27 protein-coding genes and 1 pseudogene are annotated in these 26,506 nt (G+C 39.5%); 23 read left to right on the top strand and 5 right to left on the bottom strand.

What is annotated here, in order from left to right:
* Positions 1-21 precede the first annotated feature (21 nt).
* The gene (locus DW904_RS23355; protein WP_243110226.1) at positions 22-246 is read left to right on the top strand and encodes a hypothetical protein; all 225 of its coding nucleotides are present in this window, start codon (positions 22-24) and stop codon (positions 244-246) included.
* A complete protein-coding gene (locus tag DW904_RS00565; RefSeq protein ID WP_243110225.1) occupies positions 233-1,249 on the top strand; it encodes a DUF4143 domain-containing protein in 1,017 nt (338 codons plus the stop codon). The genes DW904_RS23355 and DW904_RS00565 overlap by 14 nt, the downstream gene beginning before the upstream one ends.
* A 58-nt stretch (positions 1,250-1,307) precedes the next feature.
* Here DW904_RS00565 and DW904_RS00560 read toward each other — a convergent pair whose 3' ends face one another.
* Together DW904_RS00560 and DW904_RS00555 are read right to left on the bottom strand one after the other, a co-directional pair.
* Positions 1,308-2,429, bottom strand: a complete 1,122-nt coding sequence (locus tag DW904_RS00560) for a DUF362 domain-containing protein (RefSeq protein WP_118577636.1) — start codon at positions 2,427-2,429, stop codon at positions 1,308-1,310.
* Between the two features lie 147 nt (positions 2,430-2,576).
* Complete coding sequence (locus DW904_RS00555; protein WP_118577635.1) at positions 2,577-3,116, bottom strand: nitroreductase family protein; 540 nt, start codon at positions 3,114-3,116, stop codon at positions 2,577-2,579.
* A 177-nt stretch (positions 3,117-3,293) separates the two neighbouring features.
* On the opposite strand from DW904_RS00555, the gene DW904_RS00550 reads away from it, so the two are divergent.
* The 11 genes from DW904_RS00550 to DW904_RS00500 all read left to right on the top strand — a co-directional run bounded on the left by DW904_RS00550 (position 3,294) and on the right by DW904_RS00500 (position 14,670).
* Positions 3,294-3,779: a sigma-70 family RNA polymerase sigma factor gene (locus DW904_RS00550; protein WP_118577634.1), complete on the top strand. Its 486-nt coding sequence runs from the start codon at positions 3,294-3,296 to the stop codon at positions 3,777-3,779.
* A 64-nt stretch (positions 3,780-3,843) separates the two neighbouring features.
* Positions 3,844-4,344: a hypothetical protein gene (locus DW904_RS00545; RefSeq protein ID WP_226814881.1), complete on the top strand. Its 501-nt coding sequence runs from the start codon at positions 3,844-3,846 to the stop codon at positions 4,342-4,344.
* A gap of 162 nt (positions 4,345-4,506) precedes the next feature.
* A complete protein-coding gene (locus tag DW904_RS00540) occupies positions 4,507-5,301 on the top strand; it encodes a GNAT family N-acetyltransferase (RefSeq protein WP_118577632.1) in 795 nt (264 codons plus the stop codon).
* Positions 5,302-5,496: 195 nt separating this feature from the next.
* A complete protein-coding gene (locus DW904_RS00535) occupies positions 5,497-6,033 on the top strand; it encodes a DUF3877 family protein (RefSeq protein WP_118577631.1) in 537 nt (178 codons plus the stop codon).
* A 100-nt stretch (positions 6,034-6,133) separates the two neighbouring features.
* Entirely contained in the window at positions 6,134-6,526 is a 393-nt protein-coding gene (locus DW904_RS00530) for a VOC family protein (RefSeq protein ID WP_118577630.1), read from the top strand.
* 71 nt (positions 6,527-6,597) lie between these two features.
* Complete coding sequence (locus DW904_RS00525; RefSeq protein WP_118577629.1) at positions 6,598-8,403, top strand: sensor histidine kinase; 1,806 nt, start codon at positions 6,598-6,600, stop codon at positions 8,401-8,403.
* Positions 8,375-9,988 carry a response regulator gene (locus tag DW904_RS00520; RefSeq protein ID WP_118577628.1) on the top strand — a complete coding sequence of 538 codons (1,614 nt, stop codon included), beginning with the start codon at positions 8,375-8,377 and terminating at the stop codon, positions 9,986-9,988. Before DW904_RS00525 ends, DW904_RS00520 begins: the two co-directional genes overlap by 29 nt.
* Before the next feature lie 144 nt (positions 9,989-10,132).
* Complete coding sequence (locus tag DW904_RS00515) at positions 10,133-11,416, top strand: ABC transporter substrate-binding protein (protein WP_118577627.1); 1,284 nt, start codon at positions 10,133-10,135, stop codon at positions 11,414-11,416.
* A 77-nt stretch (positions 11,417-11,493) separates the two neighbouring features.
* Positions 11,494-12,378, top strand: coding sequence for a sugar ABC transporter permease (locus DW904_RS00510; protein WP_118577626.1), 885 nt, complete (start codon positions 11,494-11,496; stop codon positions 12,376-12,378).
* On the top strand, positions 12,375-13,214 hold the full coding sequence (locus DW904_RS00505) for a carbohydrate ABC transporter permease (protein ID WP_118577625.1): 840 nt from the start codon (positions 12,375-12,377) through the stop codon (positions 13,212-13,214). The genes DW904_RS00510 and DW904_RS00505 overlap by 4 nt, the downstream gene beginning before the upstream one ends.
* Positions 13,215-13,281: 67 nt before the next feature.
* A complete protein-coding gene (locus DW904_RS00500; protein WP_118577624.1) occupies positions 13,282-14,670 on the top strand; it encodes a glycoside hydrolase family 32 protein in 1,389 nt (462 codons plus the stop codon).
* Between the two features lie 162 nt (positions 14,671-14,832).
* On the opposite strand, the gene DW904_RS22665 is transcribed toward DW904_RS00500, so the two are convergent.
* Both DW904_RS22665 and DW904_RS00495 read right to left on the bottom strand, forming a co-directional pair.
* On the bottom strand, positions 14,833-15,006 hold the full coding sequence (locus DW904_RS22665; protein ID WP_003864616.1) for a hypothetical protein: 174 nt from the start codon (positions 15,004-15,006) through the stop codon (positions 14,833-14,835).
* A gap of 46 nt (positions 15,007-15,052) precedes the next feature.
* Entirely contained in the window at positions 15,053-16,210 is a 1,158-nt protein-coding gene (locus DW904_RS00495) for an IS91 family transposase (RefSeq protein WP_029471594.1), read from the bottom strand.
* Between the two features lie 306 nt (positions 16,211-16,516).
* On the opposite strand from DW904_RS00495, the gene DW904_RS00490 reads away from it, so the two are divergent.
* The 10 genes and pseudogenes from DW904_RS00490 (at position 16,517) to DW904_RS00445 (ending at position 25,518) form a co-directional block, all read left to right on the top strand.
* Positions 16,517-17,824 carry an extracellular solute-binding protein gene (locus DW904_RS00490; protein ID WP_118577623.1) on the top strand — a complete coding sequence of 436 codons (1,308 nt, stop codon included), beginning with the start codon at positions 16,517-16,519 and terminating at the stop codon, positions 17,822-17,824.
* Between the two features lie 59 nt (positions 17,825-17,883).
* Positions 17,884-18,774, top strand: a complete 891-nt coding sequence (locus DW904_RS00485; RefSeq protein WP_118577622.1) for a sugar ABC transporter permease — start codon at positions 17,884-17,886, stop codon at positions 18,772-18,774.
* 185 nt (positions 18,775-18,959) lie between these two features.
* Complete coding sequence (locus DW904_RS00480; protein ID WP_202187643.1) at positions 18,960-19,607, top strand: carbohydrate ABC transporter permease; 648 nt, start codon at positions 18,960-18,962, stop codon at positions 19,605-19,607.
* Between the two features lie 34 nt (positions 19,608-19,641).
* Positions 19,642-20,481 carry a PfkB family carbohydrate kinase gene (locus tag DW904_RS00475; RefSeq protein ID WP_202187642.1) on the top strand — a complete coding sequence of 280 codons (840 nt, stop codon included), beginning with the start codon at positions 19,642-19,644 and terminating at the stop codon, positions 20,479-20,481.
* A gap of 30 nt (positions 20,482-20,511) precedes the next feature.
* Positions 20,512-21,504 (top strand): SIS domain-containing protein, encoded by a 993-nt coding sequence (locus DW904_RS00470; RefSeq protein WP_118577619.1) that lies wholly within the window; start codon positions 20,512-20,514, stop codon positions 21,502-21,504.
* A 38-nt stretch (positions 21,505-21,542) separates the two neighbouring features.
* Positions 21,543-22,523 carry an SIS domain-containing protein gene (locus tag DW904_RS00465; protein ID WP_118577618.1) on the top strand — a complete coding sequence of 327 codons (981 nt, stop codon included), beginning with the start codon at positions 21,543-21,545 and terminating at the stop codon, positions 22,521-22,523.
* A 179-nt stretch (positions 22,524-22,702) separates the two neighbouring features.
* On the top strand, positions 22,703-23,455 hold the full coding sequence (locus DW904_RS00460) for a GntR family transcriptional regulator (RefSeq protein WP_173681746.1): 753 nt from the start codon (positions 22,703-22,705) through the stop codon (positions 23,453-23,455).
* A 61-nt stretch (positions 23,456-23,516) separates the two neighbouring features.
* Positions 23,517-24,389: a YitT family protein gene (locus DW904_RS00455; protein WP_118577616.1), complete on the top strand. Its 873-nt coding sequence runs from the start codon at positions 23,517-23,519 to the stop codon at positions 24,387-24,389.
* Between the two features lie 175 nt (positions 24,390-24,564).
* Positions 24,565-25,375: pseudogene (locus DW904_RS00450) on the top strand (IS256 family transposase); the annotation flags it as partial.
* Positions 25,376-25,386: 11 nt separating this feature from the next.
* Positions 25,387-25,518, top strand: coding sequence for an HAD hydrolase family protein (locus DW904_RS00445; protein WP_118577615.1), 132 nt, complete (start codon positions 25,387-25,389; stop codon positions 25,516-25,518).
* A 119-nt stretch (positions 25,519-25,637) separates the two neighbouring features.
* Here the strand turns inward: DW904_RS00445 and DW904_RS00440 are convergent, their stop codons facing one another.
* Positions 25,638-26,327, bottom strand: a complete 690-nt coding sequence (locus DW904_RS00440; RefSeq protein WP_118577614.1) for a FadR/GntR family transcriptional regulator — start codon at positions 26,325-26,327, stop codon at positions 25,638-25,640.
* Between the last annotated feature and the right edge of the window lie 179 nt (positions 26,328-26,506).

Here is a 26,506-nt window from a genome sequence, read left to right as displayed (position 1 = left end):
TTTTTTAGAAGGGGTGAGGCTATGTATTTTAGGAGAAAGGTAGATAGTTATTTAAGACAGTGGAAGGATAAAGAAAACAGGCTTCCGCTAATCATTAAAGGTGCAAGACAGATTGGGAAAACGGAATCTATTGTTCATTTTGCAAGTGAAAATTATGAGAATATAGTTTTTATAAATTCTGTGCTGGAGGGGCAGTATAAAACTATATTAAGTGACGGATATTGCCACTTCTTTGAAGGCTTTTAAGCTGGATGGAAGATTTGATGTAATTTGCAGCGGATCTCTGCTTGGAATTAACTATAAAAAGATCCACAGCAATAGCGTTGGCTATAAAACAGATTACGAAATGTTTTCCATGGATTTTGAGGAGTTTCTCTGGGCAAAGGGTTACTCAGATTTACACATCGAACAGATCCTGGAACATATGTGTTCTGGGAAAGCATTTTCTGATACGGAGCTGTCTGTTTACAAAAAACTGTTTCTTGAATATTGCGTGCTTGGGGGCATGCCAGCAGTGATCAGACAATATATAGAAACGAATACATTTTCTGATACTTTGGAAATTCAGCATCAGATTCAATTAGATTATGAAGAAGATATCAGAAAATATGCAGAAGGGTTAGACCAAACGAAGATTGCCAGTGTATATCGAAGCGTTCCGGTACAGCTGGCAAAAGAGAATAAAAAATTCCAGTTAAGTAAAATTGAGAAAAACGCAAGAAGCAGAGAGTATTCGGGCTGTATTGACTGGCTTAAGGATGCGGGAGTTGTTTCTGTCTGCTACTGTCTGGAATATCCGGAATTGCCGTTAAAAGGAAATTATGATGAATTGAAGTTTAAGCTGTACTATCCAGACACAGGCCTGCTAATTGCCTCTTTAGATGAAGAAGCGCAGGAAGATTTACGTGCAAATAAAAATATGGGTGTTTATAAGGGGGCTTTATATGAAAATTTCGTTGCAGAGGCGTTTCTGAAACAAGGATTAAGATTATATTATTACAAAAAAGAAAATGCAACTTTGGAAGAAGATTTTTTTGTCAGGACAAAAGATGAACTGGTTCCGGTTGAAGTAAAGGCAAATAAAAATCGCTCAAAATCTTTAAGAAAACTGATTGATAATGAAAGTTACAGCGATATTAAGTGGGGAATAAAACTGGCTGACAGCAATGTGGGAATAGAAAATAGCATTTATACATTTCCATATTTCTGCTCCTTTTTGATTAAAAGGTATCTGGCAAAAAGAGGCTAAAGTTAAACGGCTGCCGCATTGTTCAAAGTGTTTTGATAATGCGGCAGCTGTTTATTAATTAAATTCTTTTCAGTTCATAGCTTCTTGTTCCAAGTCCAATCTTCTCACCATGATCCAGAGTTGCCTCCCACTCTACATTCGGATTGGAATCCATAAAGTGGTTGTGGTGGCAATGCCATTCCGGTTTCGCAAGGTTGTCGCCAAGCTGGCTGTTGCGGATTGGTTCTGCAGCAAGACATGCATCTACGCAGGCCTGATCAAGAGCAATCGGGTCGAAGCTTGCGAACATTCCGATATCCGGAAGAATCGGAGCATCGTTTTCGCCGTGGCAGTCACAGTTAGGGCTGATGTCCTGAACAAGTGCAATGTGGAAGCATGGGCGTCCATGACAGACTGCCTGTGCATACTCTGTCATCTTACGGCAGAGAAGCTCATTGGAATTGCTGTGCGGGTTGTGAATTGCATCAAAGCTGCAGGCACCGATACAACGGCCGCAGCCCTTGCATTTCTCATAATCAATGACCGCTTTTTTCTCAGGATATGTAATAGCGTCACTTCCGCATTCCTTTGCGCAGCGTTTGCATCCGCGGCAAAGGTCTGTTTCGATAACTGGTTTACCACTATTGTGCTGAGCCATTTTTCCTGCACGGCTTCCGCAGCCCATACCAATATTCTTGATTGCGCCGCCGAAACCGGTGGCTTCATGTCCCTTGAAATGAGTAAGACTGATGAATACGTCAGCGTCCATTACAGCACGGCCGATTCTGGCAGTTGGACAATACTCTGCATTCGCTACAGGAACTTCTACATCATCTGTACCGCGAAGTCCGTCACCGATAATGATCTGGCAGCCTGTAGTGATGGTGTTAAAACCATTCAGATTCGCACAATCCATGTGCTCCAGGGCATTTTTGCGGCTTCCCGGATAAAGGGTGTTACAGTCAGTAAGAAACGGCATTCCGCCAAGCTCCTTACAAAGATCGGCTACTACTTTTGCATAATTGGGGCGCAGGAAAGCAAGATTTCCAAGTTCGCCGAAATGCATTTTGATGGCCACGAATTTACCATCCATATCAATGTCTTTGATTCCGGCTGCAATGCACAGTTTTTTCAGCTTGTCCAGCTGGCTTGTGCCGACTTTGCAGCGGAAGTCGGTGAAATATACTGTTGATTTTTCCATAAAATTCCTCATTTCTGATTTTTATTTATCTTCATATTATTCTTGTGATTGCTTTAATGTCAAGTTATTTTTGTACTATAGCGTGCCCTCAAAATCGTTCCCACAAATTGTAACACACATCTTGCAGAAAGCCTTTTCAAACACGTTTTAAAAGAACTTCAGAACATCCTCCAACTCTCTGCGTCTCGGACGGCTGGGTTCTTCATCGGCTTTTCCCACAGCAATAACGGAAACAATGGTTTCACTTTCCGGAATAGAAAGCATTTCGCGAATTTTATCCCCATCCCGAAGTCCCATGATCAGAGTGGAAAGACCAAGCTCTGTGGCTTTCAGAATCAGGTTTTCGTTCTGAAGACCAAGGTCGTAACAGCCCCATCCATTTCCAATCTCATTATCAGGAGTGCCGTCTGTCTGGAAACCGGCACGGTTATGTACGAAGGTGGTGACGATTAAAGCTGCATGCTCAGTTTTTACATCGTTATTAGCGTAACACAGGCATTCCTTACGAAGCTTCTGACTCATGTCCGCTGATAAAACACAGTAATAACGACCTGTTTCTGTATTCTTCCATGATGGCGCTTCCAAAGCGGCCTGTACAAGCTGCTGGATCTGCTCTTTGGTAACGTTTGTATGGGAACTGTACTTACGCACAGATCTTCTGTTCTCAATAAGTGTCTGAAATTCCATGAAAAAGCCCCCTTAAAGTATGTTTTGGCTGTATTTTAGCATAATTCATTGGATGTGAAAAGTTAAAATTTTTTGTAACCTTTCTCCCTCTTTATTTGTATAATTAGTGAAGGTACCCGACACAAGAAAATAACAGACCGATGCTTTTCATACTGATCAGCAGCCAGAGGAGTTCTCATGAGACAACCAGTTCAACAGCTGATCCAGCTCTACCAGAACAATCTTTTCACCGCAGCGTTTAATATCTGTCAGAATCAGATGGATGCGGAGGATGCTGTTCAGGAGACGTTTGTTCAGTATTACACCAGTAGAAAAGAATTTGAAAATGAGCAGCACATCCGGGCATGGCTCCTTCGTGTGGTTATCAATAAGGCGAAAAATATAAACAGGACTTTCTGGAAGAAAAATAAATGCTCTCTGGAGGATTATATGGAAACTCTTTCTTTTCCAGATTCCCAGTCAAGAGATTTGTTTGAAGAGGTAATGAAGCTTCCGGACAAGTACCGCATTGTGATTCACTTGTTTTATTACGAAGATTATCTCGTCAGGGAAATAGCCGAAATCCTGAAGCTTTCAGAAAGCAATGTAAAGGTTCGGCTTTCCAGGGGAAGAGCCTTGCTTAAGGATTCTTTAAAGGAGGAATGGGAAAATGACGAATGGTGAAAAATATAAAAAAGCTTTTTCCGTATTGCAGACTTCAAAGGGCTCATTACAGGAGGTTGAAAATATGGCAAAATTACAGAAAAGAACAAAAATGAAAACTGCAGCTGCAGTGATTGCAGGCTGTATTATCCTTGGAGGAACAGGTACTGCATATGCAGCGAATGTTGGAGGTATCCAGCGCACGGTTCAGATATGGCTCCATGGCGATCAGACGCAGGCGACCTTAGATGTTTCCAATGACGGTACTTATACCATGGAATACTATAATGAGGATGGCACACTTCAGCAGACCGGTGGCGGTGGAGTATCTATTGATGCTGACGGAACTCAGCGCGCCCTTACAGCGGAAGAACTTATGGAAGAAATTAATTCCCCGGATGTAGAATATAAAGATGATGGAAGCGTATGGGTTTATTTTCACAATCAGAGTATTGACATTACCGACAAATTTGATGATAATAATGTTTGTTTTGTAAAGGTTACAGATGGAAAAGAGACATTCTATTTAACGGTGAAATATAAGAATGGGTACACTTTTTCAAATGATAAATATATAGAACCGTAGAGCATTTTTCAAATACGTTCTAAAGCGTTTCGCAGGCGTGGAACAGCTGACTTTGACTTTCATATATGGTGCTGTCACCGACAAGTCTGTTTGGATAAATGAATTAAGCAAGGATGGCGAGGGGCAAAGGTCTCTCGCCTGATTTACGTAAGGGGGATGAATATGATTTATGAATTAAAAGAAACGGGCAGAGCCACTGCTCTTTTTGCAGGCTGGCAGGATAGTGTAGTCTGGTCCGCATTGCAGGGAGTGATGGGAAAAATCTATGTGGATTCTCTGGAAAAACCGGAGAGTGGTGTTGTTATGCTTGGGGATTTCTGCTTCCTGAGTGGAAAACCAAAATCAGAGATCATTTCCGGAGCTTTGACAAACAGTGCATCAGAGGAAGTGATTCTGGTTCCGCAAAATGATGACTGGGCACAGATGATTGTGGAATGTTACGGGGAGAAGGCAGAGAAAGCGATCCGTTATGCAATCAAAAAGGAACCTGGAATCTTTGATTTAAAGCAGCTTCAGAAGGTAGCACAGAGTTTGCCAGGAGAGTATGAGATGAGACTGATCGATCAGGAGCTTTTTGAAATTTGCAGAGATACACAGTGGAGTAAGGATTTGACAGCAAACTACGAAAGCTATAGTCAGTACAAAGAGTATGGACTTGGTGTTTGCATTTTAACGGGCGGGGAAGTAGTCGCCGGAATTTCCTCTTATTCTGGTTATGGCAGAAGAAGTGACGAGAATCTTGGATGTCATGGTGGAATTGAAATTGAGGTAGTAACCCGTGAGGACTACCGGAGAAAAGGTCTTGCATATATCGGAGCGGCGCGGCTGTTTCTGGAGTGTGACAAACGCGGGCTTTATCCAAACTGGGATGCAGCCAACAAAATGTCAGTAGGACTGGCAGAGAAACTGGGGTATCATTTCAGTCATGAGTATGTGGTTTATAAAGTGAAAAAGTAAGTTGCGGCGAACCTGGAAGTATGGTAGAATATGAAAGACTGAAACGAAACATTATATAATTGTGATTTTTGTTATAAAAAAGCAAAGAAAACACTCATAATAGAAGAAAATTGTCAATTGATTGAAAAAGCAGCGGAAGCATTCAGCTGAAAGAATGGGATGTAAGGCCGCTTTTTAGTGGAAGTAGGAGAACTTATGACTGGATTTAAGAAGCTGGAAAATAGTTTAATAGATGTAATAAAGGAAGAACAGGCTAAGCTTGGCTTTAAGGAAGAGAAGATTCACTTATATTATCCGCTATCTTCCCTAAATCATTTTTTTTCTGTGCAGGACAGTGCAGAAGAAATGTTGGCTCGTCTGCAGAATCTGCCGGAAGAGCTGACTTCCAAGCTGGGAAATGTGGCGGTGTCTCATAAAGGGGACAGATTCTGTTTTTATATTCCGGAGCCTGGAAGCGTTTATGTGCATGAGAATATGAAAGAGAATGAATTTATCAAAGTGCTCATCGAACTGGTTCAGAAGCATGACTGCACAAAGGTGAAATTACTTGACCTGTTTACTTCTTACTGGGAAAAAACAGAAAGTCAGGAAATGGACAATGGAGAATTTGATTTCTATATCCGTTTCCTGGATAAGGCAGATGATACCTATTATTACTGCTTTAAGGATGAGGGATTCCATTTCATTTATCACAGATTTCTGCCAGAGGATTATGAGGATTTTGGATTTTGAACAAGCGTAAATCTTGACAAACAAGAAAACTTGTGCGTATATTGTTAAAAAGCTATTGGACAAAACATATTTTTTAACAGAGTTTAAGGGGGAAACGAAAATGGATTTGAAAAACTATTCAACAGGTGTCCAGCATATTGGAATTCCAACAAATGATATTGATAAAACTGTAGATTTTTACCATAAACTGGGTTTTGAAACAGCTTTTGAAACAGTTAATGAAGAGGCGGACGAGAAGGTTGTATTTCTGAAGCTTGGAACTCTGGTTGTAGAAACATATGAGAATCATGCAGCAGTCCTTCGGGTTGGTGCAATTGATCATGTTGCACTCGATGTTAAGGATATAGAAGAAATTTATCAGTACATTAACCAGGCTGGTTTGAATACCACACAGGACAGTATTCATTTTTTACCATTCTGGGAAAATGGAGTAAAGTTTTTCACTATTGAAGGACCGAACAAAGAGAAGGTTGAATTCAGTCAGTACTTATAAAGGATATTTATAACAGGAAGCCGGTACATTGCCTGAAACAATGTACCGGCTTTTATAAGGTGGATGGAAAAATGAAAAAGTTAAAAAAATGGTTTCTGAATCTTTCAATTCAGAGAAAATATCTGTATTGTACACTAGGCATTACGTTGGTTGTGCTTTTGGCAACCAGCTTTTTCCAGTTTATGTCTGCATCTGAAATTGTAACAGAGCAGACTGTGAAACAATCGGCAGGAGTGATTAATGAGCTGTCTGTTAATCTGGATCATTATTTCGATATGGTGGAAAATTCATTTGAGTATATCGCGAATAATAGTATTGTACAGGCAGAACTGGAATCAGATGAACCATATAAATCTGACGGTTCCGAGCTTTATTCTTATTATTCAAGGGCAGGTCAGATCAGACGTCTGCTGCTGCAGGGATATACGAGCATATATATGAATGATATTCAGCTGTACGGATATAATGGTGCAAACCATCTTCTTTCCAATGACAGAGGAATCAATGAAGAAAGCTCCGAAATTTCCTGCACAATGGCAGAAAATGCAAATGGACGTTGTGTTTACTATAATGCAGCGGACGAAAATCTGATTTATATGGCTAAACAGATAAAAGATGTATTGACTATGGAACCTCTTGGAGTTTTGCGGGCTTCTATAAAAATCAGCTATCTGAAGAAAATGACGCTTACAGCACAGGAGTCCCTGTTTGCTCATATATTTTTACTGGATCAGGATAACAACATTCTGCTGGAAAGTGTCGGTGAAAATAAAGATTTGAAGGATCAGAAATGGGTGGATCAGATTAATGGAAATTCCGGAAACCTTCGGCTTAATCTGGACGGGAAAGCTTACAATCTCGTTTACCAGACAAGCTCAGATACAGGACTTACGGTTGTGGGAATGATTCCTACCAGCTTTTTGCAGAAAACGGCTAGGGAACTGGAAAAAACCACTGTGTTGTTAATCGGAATCAGCATTCTGCTATGTGTATTTCTTGCAAATATTATGGCGCGTGGAATTACAAGACCTATTGAACGAACCAGTAATGCCATGAAAAAATTTGCCAAAGGAGATTTCTCAGTGCGCCTCCCGGAAGAACGAACAGATGAAATCGGAGCGATGAATTCTGTTTTCAATCAGACGATTGAGAAGATTGAAAAGCTGCTGAAGCAGATCGTCGAGATGGAAATGGTAAATAAAGATATAGAATTTCAAGCATTGCAGGCACAGATCAATCCGCATTTTCTTTACAATGTACTGGATACCATTAACTGGATGGCTAGAAAAAAAGGGGAAGAAAATATCTGCCGGATGGTAACTGCAATCAGCAATCTTATGCGGGCAAGTATTAGTAATAAACGAAGCATGGTACGTGTGAAAGAAGAATTGAAATACATTGAAGACTATCTTTTTATTCAGGAAACAAGATATGGAGATAAATTTACTTCGTATATTGAGGTAGACGAGGAACTGAACGAACTGGAAATTCCTAAGATGGTAATACAGACGCTGGTTGAAAATGCGGTCGTTCATGGAGTTGAAAATGCCACCTGGGACTGCTTCCTCTATATTTCAGGAGAAGTTCAGGATGGTATAGCAGTATTCAAAGTAAAGGATGACGGTGTGGGAATATCTGCAGAAAAGCTGAAAACCCTTATGAACATGGAGGAAGAGCCGGAACATAAGGCAGAAAGAACACATACGAATCTGGGCATTTATGCAGTGCAGAAACGTCTGGAATATGTATATCACGGAAAAGCAAAAATGACGATCACATCGGAACAGGAGAAGGGAACTCTGGTAGTGCTGGAAATTCCTTTGAAAAAAGCGAAGGAGATTATGGAAAATGGAACTTCAGGTAATGATATTGGATGATGAGTATATTATTCTGGATGGCTTGTGTTCTTTTCCCTGGTCTGATTATGGATATCAGGTAGCAGCTACTGCGAAAAATGGTCTGGAGGGACTGGAAAAGCTGGAGCATATAAAGCCGGATCTGATTCTTACAGATGTTCGGATGCCCGGAATGGATGGTCTGGATTTTGCGGAGCGGGCTCACGAGATGTATCCGGATACGGTTATTGTAATCCTGACAGGTTACGACAGCTTTGCCTATGCTCAAAAAGCAATCACTATTGGCGTGAAGGAATATCTGCTGAAGCCAATTGACTATGAGGAATTAAAAAATATGGCAGCCCGGCTTGCAGAAGAGATACATGCAAAAAAAGATGAACAGCAGGAGGTTCGGGATTTACAGAAATATTTTAATCAGTCTGTACCAGAGCTGAGATCTAAATTTGCAGGGAATCTTCTCTATGGAAGGATCCAGGGAAAAGGTGTGGTGCAGGAGCAGGCGAAATCCCTTAAGCTGACCATCGAAAAATACATTGTATGTGTTGGAAGAAAGGTAGTTGGGGAAAAACAACTTCACGAAGGCGACAAATGGATTGAAGAATTTGCCTGTATTAATATTTTTGAGGAAATTTTCAACAATTACAACATACAGGTGTTGAGTGATTATAATACGGCTACAGCTGAGTATAACTTCATACTTTTGTTTGCGAAAGAGGAAGAAAATCAGAAATGTATGGATCTTGCACTTCAGGCCTGTGGAAAAATTCAGGAAGAAGTGGAACGGTATCTGAAGGCATATATGAATTTTGGAATCAGTGATATTTCAGAAGATGAGTATCAGGCAAATGCCCAGTACCGAAAAGCCCAGAAGGCCTGCAGACAGTGTATTTATCTTGGAGCGAACATTATTCTGAAATATGAAGACCTGCAATATGAAGAACAGAAGGATTTTGTAATTACACCGGGAGAAAGAATGCATTTTATGATGACTCTGTTTCAGGAGAGCTTCGAAAAAGCGGAAGATGAATTGCGTCAGCTGTTTGCCAAAGCACCGGAGGATGGGGAGGCTGTAAAATTTGCAGCAATGGATCTGCTGTTCGGATGCATGAAGTTTCCGTACACCTGTGCAGTAGACAGTGAAATACACAATAAAAACTGGAATTTTTCTGTATTGCAGGATGGAGTAAAGCGTATTTCCCAATGTGAAACTACAGAAGAAGTTCTGACCTGTATGTTTAATCTGTTTGGGACTTTGATCAAGCAGAATACAGAAGGCTCAGATGAACGAAACCAGAAACTGGTTCAAAGTATATTATCATACATTGAGAAAAATTTTGCTACAGATATTTCAATGGATGATCTTACAGAAAAGTTTCATGTAAGCCGAACCTATATCAGCCGGCTTCTGAAGAAATATGCAGGAAAAAGCTTTCTGGAATATCTGACAGATGTGCGTTTTAAGCATGTGGAGAAGCTGATAGCAGATGATCGCTATAAGCAATATGAAATAGCAGAAATGGTAGGATATAAGGATTTCGGATATTACATTAAGGTGTTTAAAAAGCGATACGGCATTACCCCTAATGAGTTCCGTAAACATATCTAAAAGCAATGGGAGATTTGTGCACAAAAGGAAACTGTGTACAAATCTCCCATTTTTACGTTTATTTCCAATTGTTTATAAAAGCACCAGAAGGTAAAATAAAATCATCAAAAGCGAGGAAACCTAAAATAAAAGGAGGAAAATGAAATGAAAAAAATGAGAAAAATGGTATCTCTGGCGTTGACAGCAGCTATGACAGCTGGTCTTATGACAGGAATGGGGGCGTTAACAGCTTCAGCAGACAGCGAGAGAACCAAGATTACTGCACTGTTAAAAGGAACGGAATCAACAGAGCAGTTTCAGACCTTTGACTATCTTCTAAAAAACTTCTGTGACGAGAAAGGCCTGGATTATGAAATTGAACTTGTAAACGATATGCAGGACTATTTCACAAAGCTGCAGATGTACATCAACAGTGATACACTTCCAGACATCTTTGGATGCCCGAATGGAACACTTTCTGCAGCCTGCAAGGATATTGATGCTCTGGTTGATGTAGGTGCAGAGTTAGAGAGAAACGGATATGCAGATAAATTAAACGGAGCAATTCGTGATTTCCTTACCGATGCAGATGATGGAAATTTATATTTGTTCCCACAGGGATTGTACTGCGAATACTTTATGTATAGAAAAGATATTTTTGAAAAAGCAGGAATCACAGATGCTCCTACAACCTGGGAAGAGTTTGAAGAGGACTGCCAGAAAATCGCAGATCAGGGTGAGATTCCGGTAATCGTAGGTGGCTCTGATGCATGGCAGCTTATGAGATATCTTTCCTTCTCTCCATGGAGAGTAACAGGTCCTGAATTTATCCAGGGATATCAGGCAGGAACAGATTCCTTTAGTGAGAACGAGTCTGCAAAATATGCAGTAAATCTTCTTTCTGATCTTGGAACAAAAGGATATTTTGAGCCTGGATTTGCAAGTGTAGACTTCACATCCGCATGCAACCTGTTCTTCGGTGGTACAGGAGCAATCTTCTATACTGGTTCCGGACAGATCAGCCTGGCAGAAGAAATGTATGATAATGGAGAACTTGGATTCTTCCCGGTACCGGATACAGAAGGAATGGACAATATGTCTACAAATGTACCGATTCATGCTGGATTTGCAGAAGGATTCAATAAGGCTACATATGATGATACAATGCAGGAATTCTTTGACTACATGTGCGAGAACTTCTCAGACGCTTGCTACACTCAGGCACATGTATTCTCTCCATTTAAAGAAGATTCTCTTCCAGAAGGACTTCCGCAGCTGTACTATGACACTCAGCCAATGTTCGAGAACGCAGAAACAGCATGGACTTCCTGGGATGATAAACTTGATTCTGATGTGCTGACTAAAATCGTTGATGAACAGCAGAAACTGGCACAGGGAATTACCACACCAGATGAATTTATTGAAACCTGTGATTCTTTTGTTAAATAAAGAATTTTAAGCATGCAGGAATGAGACTGGCGGATTAATCGTCAGTCTCTTTTAAAGAAAGAAGAGGAGGGAATCTTATGCAGAAAGCATTTGGAAAAAAATCAGTAATTTTCATGTTCCTTTTTCCTGCATTCCTTATCTATACTGCATTTGTTATTGTGTCCATTGTATGGGCAGGCTATTACAGCTTTTTTGACTGGAGTGGTGTAGGCGAGAAAGTATTTGTAGGATTTAAGAATTATGCGGAGCTTTTAACCCAGGATACGGTGTTCCGCTCTACAGTATGGCATACGATTATTTATACCATTATCAATGTGGCAATTCAGGTATTTGGAGGTTTGTTGTTTGCAATCCTTCTTTCCAGAATCAAAAAAGGAAGAGTTGCTTTACAGACCTTGTACTACATTCCGGTAGTAATTTCATCTGTTGCAATCTGTCAGATTTTTACAAAGCTGTTTTCTGTAACACCGATTGGAATCATAAATCAGATTTTATCATTTGTGAATCCTTCATTTAAGTTCATGGAGTGGATATCAAATCCTCAGATTTCTTTGTATGTAACAGCATTTGTAGAGGCTTATAAATATCTCGGTCTGTATATGGTTATTTTCTATGCAGCACTGATCGGAGTACCGGATGAACTGGGTGAGGCAGCATTGATTGACGGAGCAGCAGTATGGCAGGAATATCTGTATGTAAAAATCCCATACATCAAACCGGTTATCATTGCAAACTGTCTTCTGGTATTAAATGGATCCTTAAGATCCTTTGAATTCTCATATCTGCTGACACATGGCGGACCTGGAAATGCTTCTGAGCTTATGACAACTTACATGTATAAACAGGCATTCAGCAGTATGAAGTATGGATACGGAAGTTCTGTAGCCATTATGATCGTAATCATTTGTATGGTAGTTGGTTTATTATTCCGTAAATTTTCAGGAGAGGGGGAAGATGAATGAAAAAGAAAAAAGTTTCCATTTCAGGTATTATTAAATGGGTCATTGCGTTACTCCTGGTTATTATGCAGGTGTACCCCTTCTTCTATGTATTTACCTCCAGCTTTAAATCCCTGGATGATTTCAGAAAGCTTCCGGCATATGCACTTCCATCTAAGTGGGTATTAACAAACTTTATTAATGTTTTTACAAAGAGCCATATGCTGACTTATTTTAAAAACAGTATTATCGTTTTGATCGGTGTATTAGTTCCATTACTTTTATTTGCGCTGATGGCTGGATTTGCACTTAGTAAAATTAAATTCAAAGGAAGAAAAGTAATCCTGAACTATTTCCTGCTTGGATTAATGCTTCCTATGCAGGTTGCCTTGATTCCCTTGTTCAGTATCTTTAATAAAATGGGACTGATCAATACATATCCGGCAATTATTTTACCGCAGATTGCATTTTCATTGTCCTATTCCATCCAGCTGTTTTATTCCTTTAACAAATTCTTCCCGGAGGAAATGCTGGAAGCAGCTATTATTGACGGATGTTCTCCAATGGGCTGCTTTTTCAAAATGGTAGTTCCAATGTCCTTGAACTCTATCATTACCGTAGCTACCATGCAGGCTGTTTTCTGCTGGAATGAATATATCAATGCTTATACATTTACAAGATCAACAGATATGAAAACAATTACACTGGGTCTGAATGACTTCGTGGGAAGTATGGGACTGACTGACTGGGGCGCAACCTTTGCGGCAATAACAGTTACAGTACTTCCAGTATTTATTTTCTATTTCTTCAGCAGCAAGAAGATGCTTGCAGGTATGACAGCCGGTGCTGTGAAGGGATGAGTATTTAAATAAAATTTACAGATTAAGGGCAGATATATGCCTGTAAAGAAAAGGAGAATATATTATTATGCAGAAATTATACTATCAGTTTCCGGAAACCTGGTTCGGCGATTGTATGCCATTCGGACATGGGGATAAATTCTATTTATATCATCAGAGAGATACCAGAAAACCGGGACCATTTGGAGAGCCATTTGGCTGGGATTTAGCAACAACCTCGGATTTTGTTCACTACGAAGACTGTGGTGTGGCAATTCCAAGAGGAACTGACGAAGAGCAGGATCAGTTTATTTTCGCAGGAAGCGTTTTTGAAGCAGAAGGACAGTATCATATTTTCTACACTGGTTACAACCGTGATTATCCAGCTCTTGGAAAACCGTCTCAGGTACTGATGCATGCATATAGTGATGATCTGGTTACCTGGCACAAAACTCAGGATGCTCTTACCTTTACCCCACAGGAAGGCTATGATCCAGATGACTGGAGAGATCCATGGGTGATCCGTGATGAAGAAAATGATCAGTACTTACTGATTCTTGGAGCAAGACTGCAGGGACCGAAAACAAGACAGACAGGAAGAACTGTTAAGTTTACATCCAAGGATCTGAAAAACTGGAAGTTTGAAGGCGATTTCTGGGCACCGGATCTTTATACCATGCATGAAATGCCAGACCTGTTTAAAATCGGTGACTGGTGGTATCACATTGTGACTGAATACAGTGACAGAAGCAAAATGGTTTACCGTATGAGCAAGAGCCTGAATGGTCCATGGATCGCACCGAAGGATGATGCATTTGATGGCAGAGCTTATTATGCAGGACGTACTTTTGAGCTGAATGGACAAAGAATTCTGTTTGGATGGGTTGCAACGAAAGACAAAGATGATGATGACGAAAACTTCATCTGGGCAGGAACCTTTATGGCGCATGAGGTATACCAGAAAGAGGATGGTACTCTTGGTGTAAGAATTCCGGAAACAGTATGGAATGCTTTTGACAAAGAGGAAAAGAAGGATGATTTCGTTATCGATACACCAACTAAGAGCTCAGAAGTAGTTATTGGAAGAAATACCGGTGACATTTTCAAGTTCGAAGCAGATGTGGAATTCTCTGATGGTACAAGGACGTTTGGTGTAAGATTTTATGAGGATGAGGATAAAGCAGAATCTTATCAGTTTGTATTTAATACTACAGAGAACCGTTATGTATTCGAGAAAAAACCGAACTGGCCATGGCCTGCAAATCAGAACATCGGACTGGAAAGACCGCTTGATCTGATTCCGGGAAAGAAATATAACATTCGTATGATCGTGGATGATACAATTGCTACTATTTATGTTGACGGTGTGGCATTGAATGCACGAGCATACAAGAGACCAGGGGAAAGCTTATCTTTATTTGCGTCAGAGGGAAGCCTGAAGGTTACAAATTGTAAGGTTACTATAGGTTTAAAGTGATAGTTTACTAGAGTGTGTTTGAAAAATAATTTTTTAGGTATCATAAGACGGGGCTGATCTTATGATACCTTTTTTGATTTATAGGAAAGACCGCCTGTGGCGCTCTCTTGAATTGAAAAATGCCCGCACGGAGGCGGGCACGACGACAAGACGATTCTTGGATTAGAAGATATAAAAGCCTTCCTCTCCAAAATCGTCATCAAGTTCGTCATCATTTAGAAAATAATCCATATCCAGAAGTTCTTCTTCGCTCATGTGGCGAATGTCCCTGGAAGTCATTCCTTCTGGTGGATTTTCGATGTATTTTTTGCGCAGTTCCTCGATATCTGGTTTCATGGTGTTTTCCTCCTTTGAGAGGATTATATCACAGAATCCATAAAAATTATGCAGAAGACCATCTTCTACGAGCTTTGGACATTATTTTCTTGTACATTTCTTCGAGGGAGACGCGCTTGTGGTTAAAGTAAAGTTCCAGAAAGAGCATTTCATGTTTACAGTCTGGACACTTTAATGGATCATATCCAAAAGAAGAAAGGATAGCTGTGCGCCATTTGTTAAAGTCGCGCAGAGTATGCCGTTTCGCTTTTGAAATTGCTAGGTGCAGATTTTTATCTATTTCGCGGTGACGTGCATAAAGACCGCCATACCGGATCATTTTAAAGTGTTTCTCCGGTATGTGCCGGATCAAACGCCTGATGAAATCTAATGCAGGGATTGTTTCCTGAATATATTTGTCATCTTCATGACGGTTGTAATGAAATGTGACTGTTTCCGAGTCCTCATCATAGCTGTCAATTCTGGATGTGGCAATAACTGGCCGTCCAAGATAACGTCCAATGTATTTTATGACCGTTTCAGGGTCACACTTGTTTGGTTTTGCATAAACGTAAAAGCCTTCTTTATGATTCGTGTAGCACTGGGATTTTATTTTTTTGAAAGAAGATCCGAGTCTGCGTCCCATTTCATCAAGCAGTGCTGTGCGGAAAGCATTACGCAGATAAGTATAATTGAAGTGGTGGACCGGACGCCAGAATCCATCATCACTGTAACCACCTTCCGATATAAGACAGTGGATGTGGGGATTCCATTTTAAATCCCTGCCAAAAGTATGTAGTACCATAATAAAACCAGGTGTATAATTTTTAGACTTGTTCATTTTGAAGAACATACGAGAGACGACACTGGTAACAGAGTGAAAGAGGCAGTCGAGCAGAGTACGGTCTTCAAGAAAAAAGTCACGAAGATTTTCATCAATAGTAAAAACACAGTGGCGGTGCTGGACATTAACAAGTTTAAAAGACATGGAAGTAGTGCGTTCCATGGAATACTTGTTTCCGCAGGTAGGGCAGAAACGGCTGTGGCATCGGAATGGGACAAATTTAAGCTTGCCGCAATGGGGACAACCGTACATGGCACCGCCAAAAGATGGATCACCACAGTTGATCATCTTATCGATATTTTCCATCTCAGTAGATCTGGGATGAAGTGTATATTTAATTTCTTCATAGTAGTCAGTAAAGATTCTTTGTAAGATATTCATAAGCCTATTATGAATGAAAAGTTGAAAAAAAGAAACCCCTATCCCCTCAAGATTGAGGGGCAGGGGAGTTGAAGTGTCGAAGACACTTTTTTATGTGGCGTTAGAGAATTGTTGTGACTCGAATGAAAATTTATACAAAATATACAATTATGAGCGCTATTTAATACATTTTACACACTAAATTACAACAACATCACAAAAAACAAAAATATATATTGTACTTATTGACATACAAGATAAGATGTCATATAATGTATGCATACAAAACGAGACAACATTAAAACAAATGTTAAAAGGAGGTAATTTATGAAACGAAAAGTAATAAGCACGGTAATTGCAGCATGTATGGTAGTGGGGACAATGGCTAGTTTTGGAACGAGCGTAAATGCAGCTACATCAAAATCGGAAGACAGTGGAGAAAAGGTTACATTAAAACTTTTCCATAACTGGATCAATGTAGATGAGGCACCGTATTTTGAAGACATTGCTGAAGAGTTTGAGTCAACACATCCAAATGTGGACATTGTTGTTGAGAATGTTGGAGATCCGGATTATAAGTCTAAACTTAAGGTTATGCTTGGTGCAGATAATGCTCCTGATATTTTCTTTTCATGGAGCGGTGAATTTGCGTATAAGTTTGCAAGAGCGGGAAGTGCGCTGGATCTGATGGAATACTATGAAGCGGATCCCGAGTGGAAAGATAGCTTTATTCAAGCTGCGCTTGAGCCATTTCAGTATGAGGAAGGAATTTATGGAGTACCGGTACGAGTTGACGCAAAGCTGATGATTTATAACAAAGATTTATTTGAAAAATATAATGTAGAGGTGCCGACTACATATGATGAATTCTTAAATGTATGCCAGACATTTAAAGATGCAGGAATAACGCCATTGGCTATGGGAAACAGTGATCCCTGGACAGCTTGCCATTATATTTCCACATTTAACAGTATGTGTGTACCAAGTGATGTACGTGCAGTAGATAATAATTATAAGACTGGTACATTTACAGATGAGGGATATGTGCAGGCATTGAATATGTTAAAAGACTTGAATGATAAAGGGTATTTTACAGAAAATACGAACTCTATAGACTTTGAGGTGGCAAGAAACGATTTCCTTACAGGAAATGCAGCTATGACGTATATGCAGTCTATTGAATTCAGACGATGTGCAGAAAATAATCTTAATGCAGGTGCATTTAAGATTCCATTCCCAGAGGGAGAAGATGGAGATCCGGAACTGGTAACTGGTTCACCAGATGGATTTATGATTTCAAAATCCTGTAAGAATCCGGAAATTGCCATTGAATTTCTGAAGCTTATGACCAGTAAGCCATGGCAGGAGAGGATGATCACACAGTTATCCAGTCCGGCATCTGTACAGGGAATTCATAATGAAGAAAATTCAGATGCATTGACTTTGCAGGCAGTTGACATTTACAGTAAGGCTTCAGGGTTTGCAAATTGGCTTGATGCAGATATTCACAGTAAGATTGCAGATGTTTATGTACCTGGGCTGCAAGAGGTAATTGCAGGAACTGTGACACCAGAGGACTTGATGTTCGAGGTGCAGGAAATTGCAGAAGAAGTGCAGGGTGATTCAGAAGAATAATAGAACTAACTGTCCATGGGAATAGATAATTCTCATGGACAGTAAAAGGAGATTCGGGAATGAGTATCTATAAAAATAAAAAAATCATAGTACTGTTCCTGGCACCGGTCACTATAGGATTGCTTGTTTTTGTGTATTATCCTCTGATACAGACAATTATAGGTAGTTTGTATAAATGGGTATCCTATTCACCGGATAGGAAGTGGGTAGGAATAGCAAATTATTTGGCCATATTTCAGAAAAAAGGATTCTTAAGAATACTGTTCAATAATACTATATATGCAATCCTTTCTGTCGTGTGTCAGGTGGGTTTGGCGATGGTAATGGCAGCTTGCCTGGAAGAAATATTTATGAGAAAGTTTCAGAAATTTTTCAGGACAGTGTTATTTATTCCGTCATTAATTTCTATGTCAGTTATTGGTCTTTTGTGGAAATGTATTTTTAACCCTAATACAGGACCATTGAACCAATTATTGGTACAGGTTTTCCACGTTCAAAATCCACCCAGCTGGCTGGGTGATGCTGGCCTTGCAATTTTCTGTTGTATCTTTATTTCCCAGTGGCAAAATGTTGGATATTGTATGCTGCTTGATCTGATTGGCATCCAGAAGATTCCGCAGGAAATTCATGATGCCGCACTTATAGATGGTGCCAGTTCAGTAAAAAAATTTTGGTACATAACGTTACCTATGAGTAAAGAGTCGATGTTGGTAACTGCACTTATAACAACAATTGGAAGCTATAAGATTTTTACAGAGATACAGATACTGACAGGTGGTGGCCCGGGAAGAGCAACTGAGGTTCTTGCCACTGCAATGTATAGGGCAGCTTTTAATAACGATGAGATGGGTGTGGCAAGTGCGTATGCGGTAGTAATATTTGTGATTACGTTGGTATTATCTTTGATACAAATGAAGCTATCCAGAACAGGAGAGGAGGCAGAACAATGAAATATAATCGATGGTATTCTTCCATTGGTAAAATACTGGTGTTTCTGTTCTTTTGTCTGTTTGCAGTTGCTATTATATTACCACTTGTATGGATGTTGATTTCTAGTGTGAAAAACAATACGGAGTTTTTGTCTTCACCGTGGTCACTTCCAGATAAAATACATTGGGAAAATTATGCATATGCTGTGAAATATGGTGTTGGTCAGTATTTTTTTAATAGTATCATTGTAACAGTTGGAACTGTAATTATGACTGTGCTCTGTTGTTCGCTGGCCTCCTATGTATTAAGCAGGTTTGAGTTTAAAGGGAAAAATCTCATATTTATTATGATTGTGGCAGGAATGATGATTTCACCAGAAGTAAATCTGGTTTCCTTGTTTAAACTTATGCAGAAACTAAAATTGTATAATACGTATCTTGGATTAATTATTTCCTATAGTGTATTTCAGTTTCCGTTTACAGTGCTGCTGTTTCGTTCTTATATGCTGTCTCTTCCAAAATCTGTGGAAGAAGCTGCTATGTTGGATGGTTGTTCTGTAATACAAATGTTTACAAAAATTGTGTTACCAATGAGCAAACCAATATTATTTTCAGGAGCGTTGTTTGCCACAATGCATGCATGGAATGAATATATGTTTGCTACGGTATTTGTAGAAAGTGATAAGTTAAAAACAGTCCCTGTCGGTTTGGTTTCTTTGCAGACTGCTTTAAGAACAGATTATCCTGTTTTGATTGCAGGATTGACAATATCGGCTGCTGTAGTAGTTGTTGTTTTTCTGGTATTTCAAAAACAGTTTGTCAGAGGGCTTGCACAGGGAGGCGTGAAAGGATAAAAAAATGAGAATACTAGGTTTGGGTGATTGTTGTGTGGATTATTATATTCACAAAAAGATGGCGTTTCCAGGAGGAAATGCATTTAATGTAGCGGTGTATGCAGCGGAGAATGGCGCTGAAGCAGGATTTTTAGGAACAGTAGGTGATGATGTCATAGGAGAACATATCCTGAAATGTGCCAGAGAAAAGCATGTAGATATTTCACATTGTCCTGTGAAGCATGGAGTATCCGGACGGGCTGCGGTCAACATTGTTGATGGTGACAGAGTATTTGTTAGTGGTTATTTTGAAGAAAAACATGGTGTTGGAAGTTTGTACCCACCTATGTTGAGCAGTGCGGATCTGAACTATGTAGAATCATTTCAGCTTGTACACAGTTCCTGCTATGCACATGTAGAAAATCAGATTGAAAGAGTACGTGCATTAGGACCGATTATCAGCTTTGATTTTTCATCTGAAGATAAATATCGTACAGATGAATATCTGAAACAAGTAAGCGCTATGGTGGATATGGCACTGTTTTCCTGCGAAGATATGTCGGATGAAGAGTGTATTAGCTTTGCCAAAAAAGTACAAGGGTATGGTGGTGCACATGTGTTGATGACCAGGGGAAAAGGTGGACAGCTGTTGGTAACAAAAGATGGTCTATGCCATAAGGGACAGGCAAAATTAATAGAAGCCGTAGATACTATGGGTGCAGGAGATTCTTTCTTTGCAGCATTTTTGGTAACGTTGTTGAAAGAAGGATGGACCAAAGATGGTATCATTACAGAATCTATGATAGAAGTTGCTTTTGCAGCTGCAGCAGATTTTTCAGGACGTAACTGTTTAAGAGAAGGATCTTTTGGTATGGGACTTTCTATTGAAATGTAAATAATGAAATGCAAATAAAAGGAGGAAAAAATGCTTAAGTTTAATGAGGATGCAATCAAAAAAGATGTAGAAGAGACACTTGCACTGCGCAAAGATGTGGAAGTTGCTGTGAAAAAAATTTGCGAGAAAGGTTATGACAATATTTTTCTCGTAGGTATTGGCGGTACATATGCAGTTGCAGAAGAATTAATGTCTTACCTTAAAGGACATTCCAAAATTGAAATATATCTTGAAAATGCAGCGGATCTGACAGCTGAAGGAAATACAAAGCTTGGAGAAAAGTCTGTTATGGTGATCACATCGGCTACAGGAAATACTCCGGAAATGACAGATGCTGTGCGCTATGGCAAGGAAAAAGGAGCCACAATTTTTGGATTTGTGGATGAAAAAGACTCTCCTCTGGCAAAAGAAACTGAAATTTTGTTTTCATGCAAAGGTGGAGCTTATCTGAAGCTACTTGTGATTATGCTGGCGTTTATGAAAGAAAAGGGAGAGTTCGAATTGTATGATCTCTTTTATCAGCAGGCTGAATCATTAGGGGATGCATTAATTAATGTGCAGAAAGAAGCGGATAAAAAAACAGAAGAATTTGCAGAAAAACATGGTGAGGACAGTATGCACTATGTTGTTGGTGGAGGAATGTTAAAAGGTGCAGCTTATAGCTACGCTATGTGCTACATGGAAGAGATGCTGTGGATGCGTACAAAATCTATTTCCTGTGCAGACTTTTTCCATGGTACACTTGAAATTATTGAAAAAGATACGAATGTAACTCTGTTTAAAGGGGAAGATCATGGCAGAGCTCAAGCAGAACGTGTAGAACGTTTCTTACCTAGAATCTGCGATAATATTACAGTATTTGATACAAAAGAATATCATACACCTGGAATAGATGACACATTCAGAGAACTTTTGACACCAATGGTAATGGCTGCTATTTATGCGCGTATTAATGTCCATTTGGAAAATGTAAGAAAACATCCAATGGAAATCAGAAGATATTATCACAAACTGGATTATTGATGTGAAAGATAAAACAATAAAACTGAGGAGGTCATATTATGAAAATTGATTATAAAGCAGTCGTAAAAGAAATTCTGGATTCAAGAAAGGAAAATGGAGGTATTCATGCGATTTACTTCGCTGCCTGCGGTGGTTCTAAAGCAGGATTAACAACTGCTGACTTTTTCTTAAAGTGTGAGTCAGCAACAATAGATAGTCATGTGTATACTGCAAAAGAGTTTGTACTTTGTCCACCTAAGGCTTTTGACGAAAATTGTATTGTAGTTACCTTGTCTGCAAGCGGAACTACACCAGAGGCTGTTGCAGCTGCAAAAGCAGCAAAAGAAAAGGGAGCAGTGTCTATTACAATTGTAGGTAAGAAGGATTCTCCACTTGCAGAGCAGGGAGACTATGTATTCTTTAATGGTGATGAGCCGAAGTATCAGTACTCCACATGTTCTATGGCAGTAGCTCTGCGTTTTGCGGTGGAACTTTTGCAGCAGGCGGAAGGATATGAGCACTATGATGACATGCAGCATGGTTTTGATATACTGGATGATGTGATTAAAAAAGCACGCGAATATGCAGAGCCGGGTGCTATCCGATTTGCAGAAGAACATAAAGATGATAAAGTGCTTCATGTTATGGCCACAGGCGCAAATTATAACGTAGCGTATACAACAACTACATGTATTTTAATGGAGTGCCAGTGGATTCACTCAAATCCAATTCACAGTGGAGAGTTCTTCCATGGACCATTTGAAGTTGTAGATAAGGAAGTTCCATTTCTTGTACTTGTGGGGGTAGGAAGAGAAAGAGAAATGGATGAAAGAGCTGTTGATTTCTTGAAAAAATATGGAAAACGCATCACAGTGTTGGATGGTAAAGAGTTTGGTATTGATATACTCGGCCCAACAGTTGCAGAGTATTTAAGCCCGCTGGTATTTACCGGAGTACTGAGCAGATACAGCCACCGTCTTGCAGATGCTCGTAATCATTCCGTATATGTACGCCGATATATGTGGCATGTTCCTTATTGATTGGGAAAATGGTATAGAACTGGCTTGAAATACGATAGCCTAGATGAAGTTGAAATATCTAACGCTGGTAACTTTTAGAGGAATATACTTAGAAAGCTTGCTGGATCGGAAAAAAGATTATATAATATAAAATAAAAGCGTATATGTTTAGAGACATATACAGATGAATGAGGTGCATTATGAACGAATTAGATCCGCAGAGTATTGTTCCGCTATATAAACAGTTGAAGGACTTGCTTCTTCAGGAAATTAAAGAGGGAATTTATAAAGCAAATCAGAAAATTCCGACAGAATTGGAATTAAGTGAAAAATATCAAATTAGTCGAATGACTGTTCGGAAAGCACTTGCTGAACTGGTGGAAGAGGGCGTTCTGGCGAAAAAACAGGGAAAAGGAACATTTGTGCAGGAAGAAAAGATGACAGAGGATCTTTCAAGCCCAAATAGTTTTACCAATCTCTGTAAACGTAATGGCAAAGTTCCAGGAGGCAAGACGTTAAAATGCACACTTCAGGAGGCAAAAGACAGAGATCGGCAGCAGTTAAAATTAGAAAATGGTGAAATGGTTATTTTGGTAGAGCGTGTGCGAACAGCAGATGATGTACCTGTTATGCTGGAAAAGCTTTATTTTCCAGGACATTTGAAAAATATACTTGTGGAAGATTTGAATAATGCATCTTTGTATCAGATCCTTCTTGAAAAGTATGGACTGCAGTCTGGAAACTCAGTGATGGAAATTAGTGTGTGCGAGGCTACGCCAGAAGAAGCAGCGGAGTTGAAAGTAAAAACAGGGACACCTTGTTTATTGATGGAAGAAATTGTGTATGATCAATATGATAAGCCCTTCCATCGAACCAAGTCAGTGCTGCGAGGTGATAAATTTAAATATATCAGTCCGCGAATGAATGTGGTAAAGCATGTGAACAGTAATTAAACAAAAAGCCGGAAGCCTTGAATGTGGTTTCCGGCTCTTTTAGAATACGTGGAGGCTTGTAATGAAATTAGAGAAAAAGGTTAAAAAAAAATTAGAGGATCTGGGGATTTTTTTACTTTCTGGTTTTCTGATTGGTATTGCAACATATAATTTTGCATCGGCATTTTCTTTTCCTATGGTTGGGTTTACTGGGATAGGGTTGATAGGTTATCATTTATTTGGGATTCCTATAGGTATGACTGTGGTTTGCTTAAATATACCGATGGCTCTTATTTCATGGAAAATACTAGGACGGGAATTTTTGGAAAAGTCTATACTGTGTATTGCAAGTGTTGCTTTTTTTACAGATTATATTGCACCATTGTTTCCAAGATATACTGGAGAAACGCTTCTGGCAGTTTTGTGTACAGCGACTTTATCAGGAATTGGTTATGCTCTAATGTATACAAGAAATGCATCAAGCGGTGGGACTGATTTTATGATTATGCTTGTGCGAAAAAAATTTCCCCATCTTTCTTTAGGTTCATTAACATTGATTCTTGATTCGTCAGTTATTATTTTGGGAGTATGCCTAGTGTCAAAAAGTGCAGACAGTCTTTTGTTTGGAATTTTAATTACTTTCTTAATATCGGTAGTTATAGATAAAGTAATGAATGGATTTTCAGCAGGAAAAATGACGATGATTATTTCGCATTATCCAGAGCAAATTGCTCAGATGATTGCACAAAAAGTAGGAAGAGGGGCAACATTTCTTTGGGCGGAAGGCAGTTATACACATAATCATAAGAAAATAGTGCTTTGTGCTTGTAATAATAAAGAATTGTATATTATTCGAAAAAATGTATTGTTGATAGATCCTGAAGCTTTTGTTGTCATTATGGATTCAAATGAGGTACTGGGGGAGGGGTTTATTGAACCTGGTGTTGTTAATTAAGAATACAGTGTTATTTGGCAATGTTATGTCAGGAAAAGAATAATGTGAAGCTTCCAGAATGAGGAACTCTGAATAAAATGATGGATAATTCAGAAGCGATGTTGGAATATGATTTTAAAAAAGAGCTGTCGCACTAATCAAAGTCTCAGGTAGTGTAAAATAGTTTGTATTTTTTATGGCAGTTGCAAAAGAACAAATTCGACAGATCATCTCAGAAAACAACATTAATAGCGTTGCAGATATATACACGCTTCTGAAAGACCGTTTCAAGGATATCCTGCAGGAGCTGATGGAGGCAGAACTGGATGCAACTCTTGGCTACGAGAAAAACCATAAGGGAGATCTACAGACAGACAATAAAAGAAATGGTCATTCTACAAAAAACTTAAAGAGTCAATACGGTGAATTTCAAATCGACGTACCAAGATACCGTAACGGTGAGTTTGAACCAAAACTCATCCCTAAATACCAGAGAGATATTTCCAGGATTGAGGAAAAAGTGATATCTTTATATGCCCGTGGTATGAGTACACGTGACATCCACGACCAGCTCCAGGATCTTTATGGAATTGAGCTATCAGCTGAAACGGTCAGCAAGATCACAGACAAAATACTTCCTCAGGTTAAGGAATGGCAGTCCCGTCCTCTGAACCCGGTTTATCCGTTTGTCTTTATGGACTGTATTCATTATAAAGTACGTGAGGATGGCAGGATCCTGAGTCGTGCTGCGTAGGTAGTTCTTGGCGTTACAGTGGAGGGATACAAAGATATCCTCAGCATCACAGTAGGCGCAAATGAAACCAGCAAGTTCTGGCTTGGGATGCTTAATGATCTTAAGAACCGCGGAGTAAAAGATGTCCTTTTCTTCTGCGTGGATGGTCTTCCGGGTTTTAAAGAAGCTATTCAGGCAGTTTATCCGCAGGCAGAGATGTGTGATCCATATGCTACGCAATTCTTTCAAATATGTAAATTATAATGATCTGAGAACGATCTGGAAATGTTCGAACAGGTTCATATGGCAGTTGCAATGGGAAATGCGAAAGAAAGTGTAAAGTGTGCAGCAGATGAGATAACATCAGACTGCGATGAAGATGGTGCAGCTGTGTTTTTAGAGAGATATTGCAGGTAGCCTTGTAATAAAGGCTACCTGGCAATATAAACGTGTAATTGCATCCGGGCGAATCGCCCACAAATTGTGACGCACATCTTGCAGAAAGCCTTTTTCAAACACGCTCTGGCTCTCTGGTTTCACTTTCCAATCATCTGAATTCTCTTACGGTTATAAACCAGATGCAGATACATGGCATCCTGTGCGCGGAGCGGGTCATGAGCGGCAATGGCATCCGCAATCTCACGGTGGGTCTCGATGGTTTCTTCCAGCAGTGTACCTCTGGTGGTCTCTACAAACAGAGGGATTGAGCTGTTAATCACAGGAACCAGTCTTGGAACCACAACGTTTTTGCTGCTCAAAGCAATGGCTGCATGAAAATCTATATCCTTTTGTGTATGGTCTTCATGTTTTTTTAATAAGTCTTCTACTTCATCGCAAAGCGCGGTGATTTTTTTTATGTCTTTTTTATCGGCACGTGTGGCTGCCATTGCAGCAATAGGGGGCTCAAGGAGGAAGCGCACTTCCAGAAGGTCATTGATCAGCTTTTGCTTATTGCCGATAAAGGTAAAGCCTAGTGGGTCATCCACCATTCCGGGGGAAGAAGCAATATAGGTACCAGAACCCTGTCGGATTGTAACAATATTTCGGGATGCGAGAAGCTTCATGGCTTCCCGGACAGAACTTCTTCCTGCATTCAGACGTTCTGAGAGAATAGTTTCATTCGGTAATTTATCTCCTGGCTGTAAGTGTTCTTCTAAAATAAGTGCAATAATGTCCTCTGATATTTTTTGAGGAAGACTTTTTTCTTCTGATAACAAATTCATCATATGATTTGCTCCATTTCTGATGTGATAATTCCTGTATCTTATGATAATGTTTTTTGAAATCAATGTCAAAATGCTAAATTGCACAAAAATAAATACAAAATTTTAGATAAAATTCCGTATTGCGTTTTTGGAGAATAGAATATACTATAAATACATCAGATGAATTCAAAGGAAAAAGA

The sequence above is a fragment of the Ruminococcus sp. AM42-11 genome (genome assembly GCF_003480145.1).
Taxonomy (GTDB): Bacteria; Bacillota; Clostridia; order Lachnospirales; family Lachnospiraceae; genus Blautia_A; species Blautia_A faecis.
This window is presented reverse-complemented; position numbering and strand designations above follow the sequence as displayed.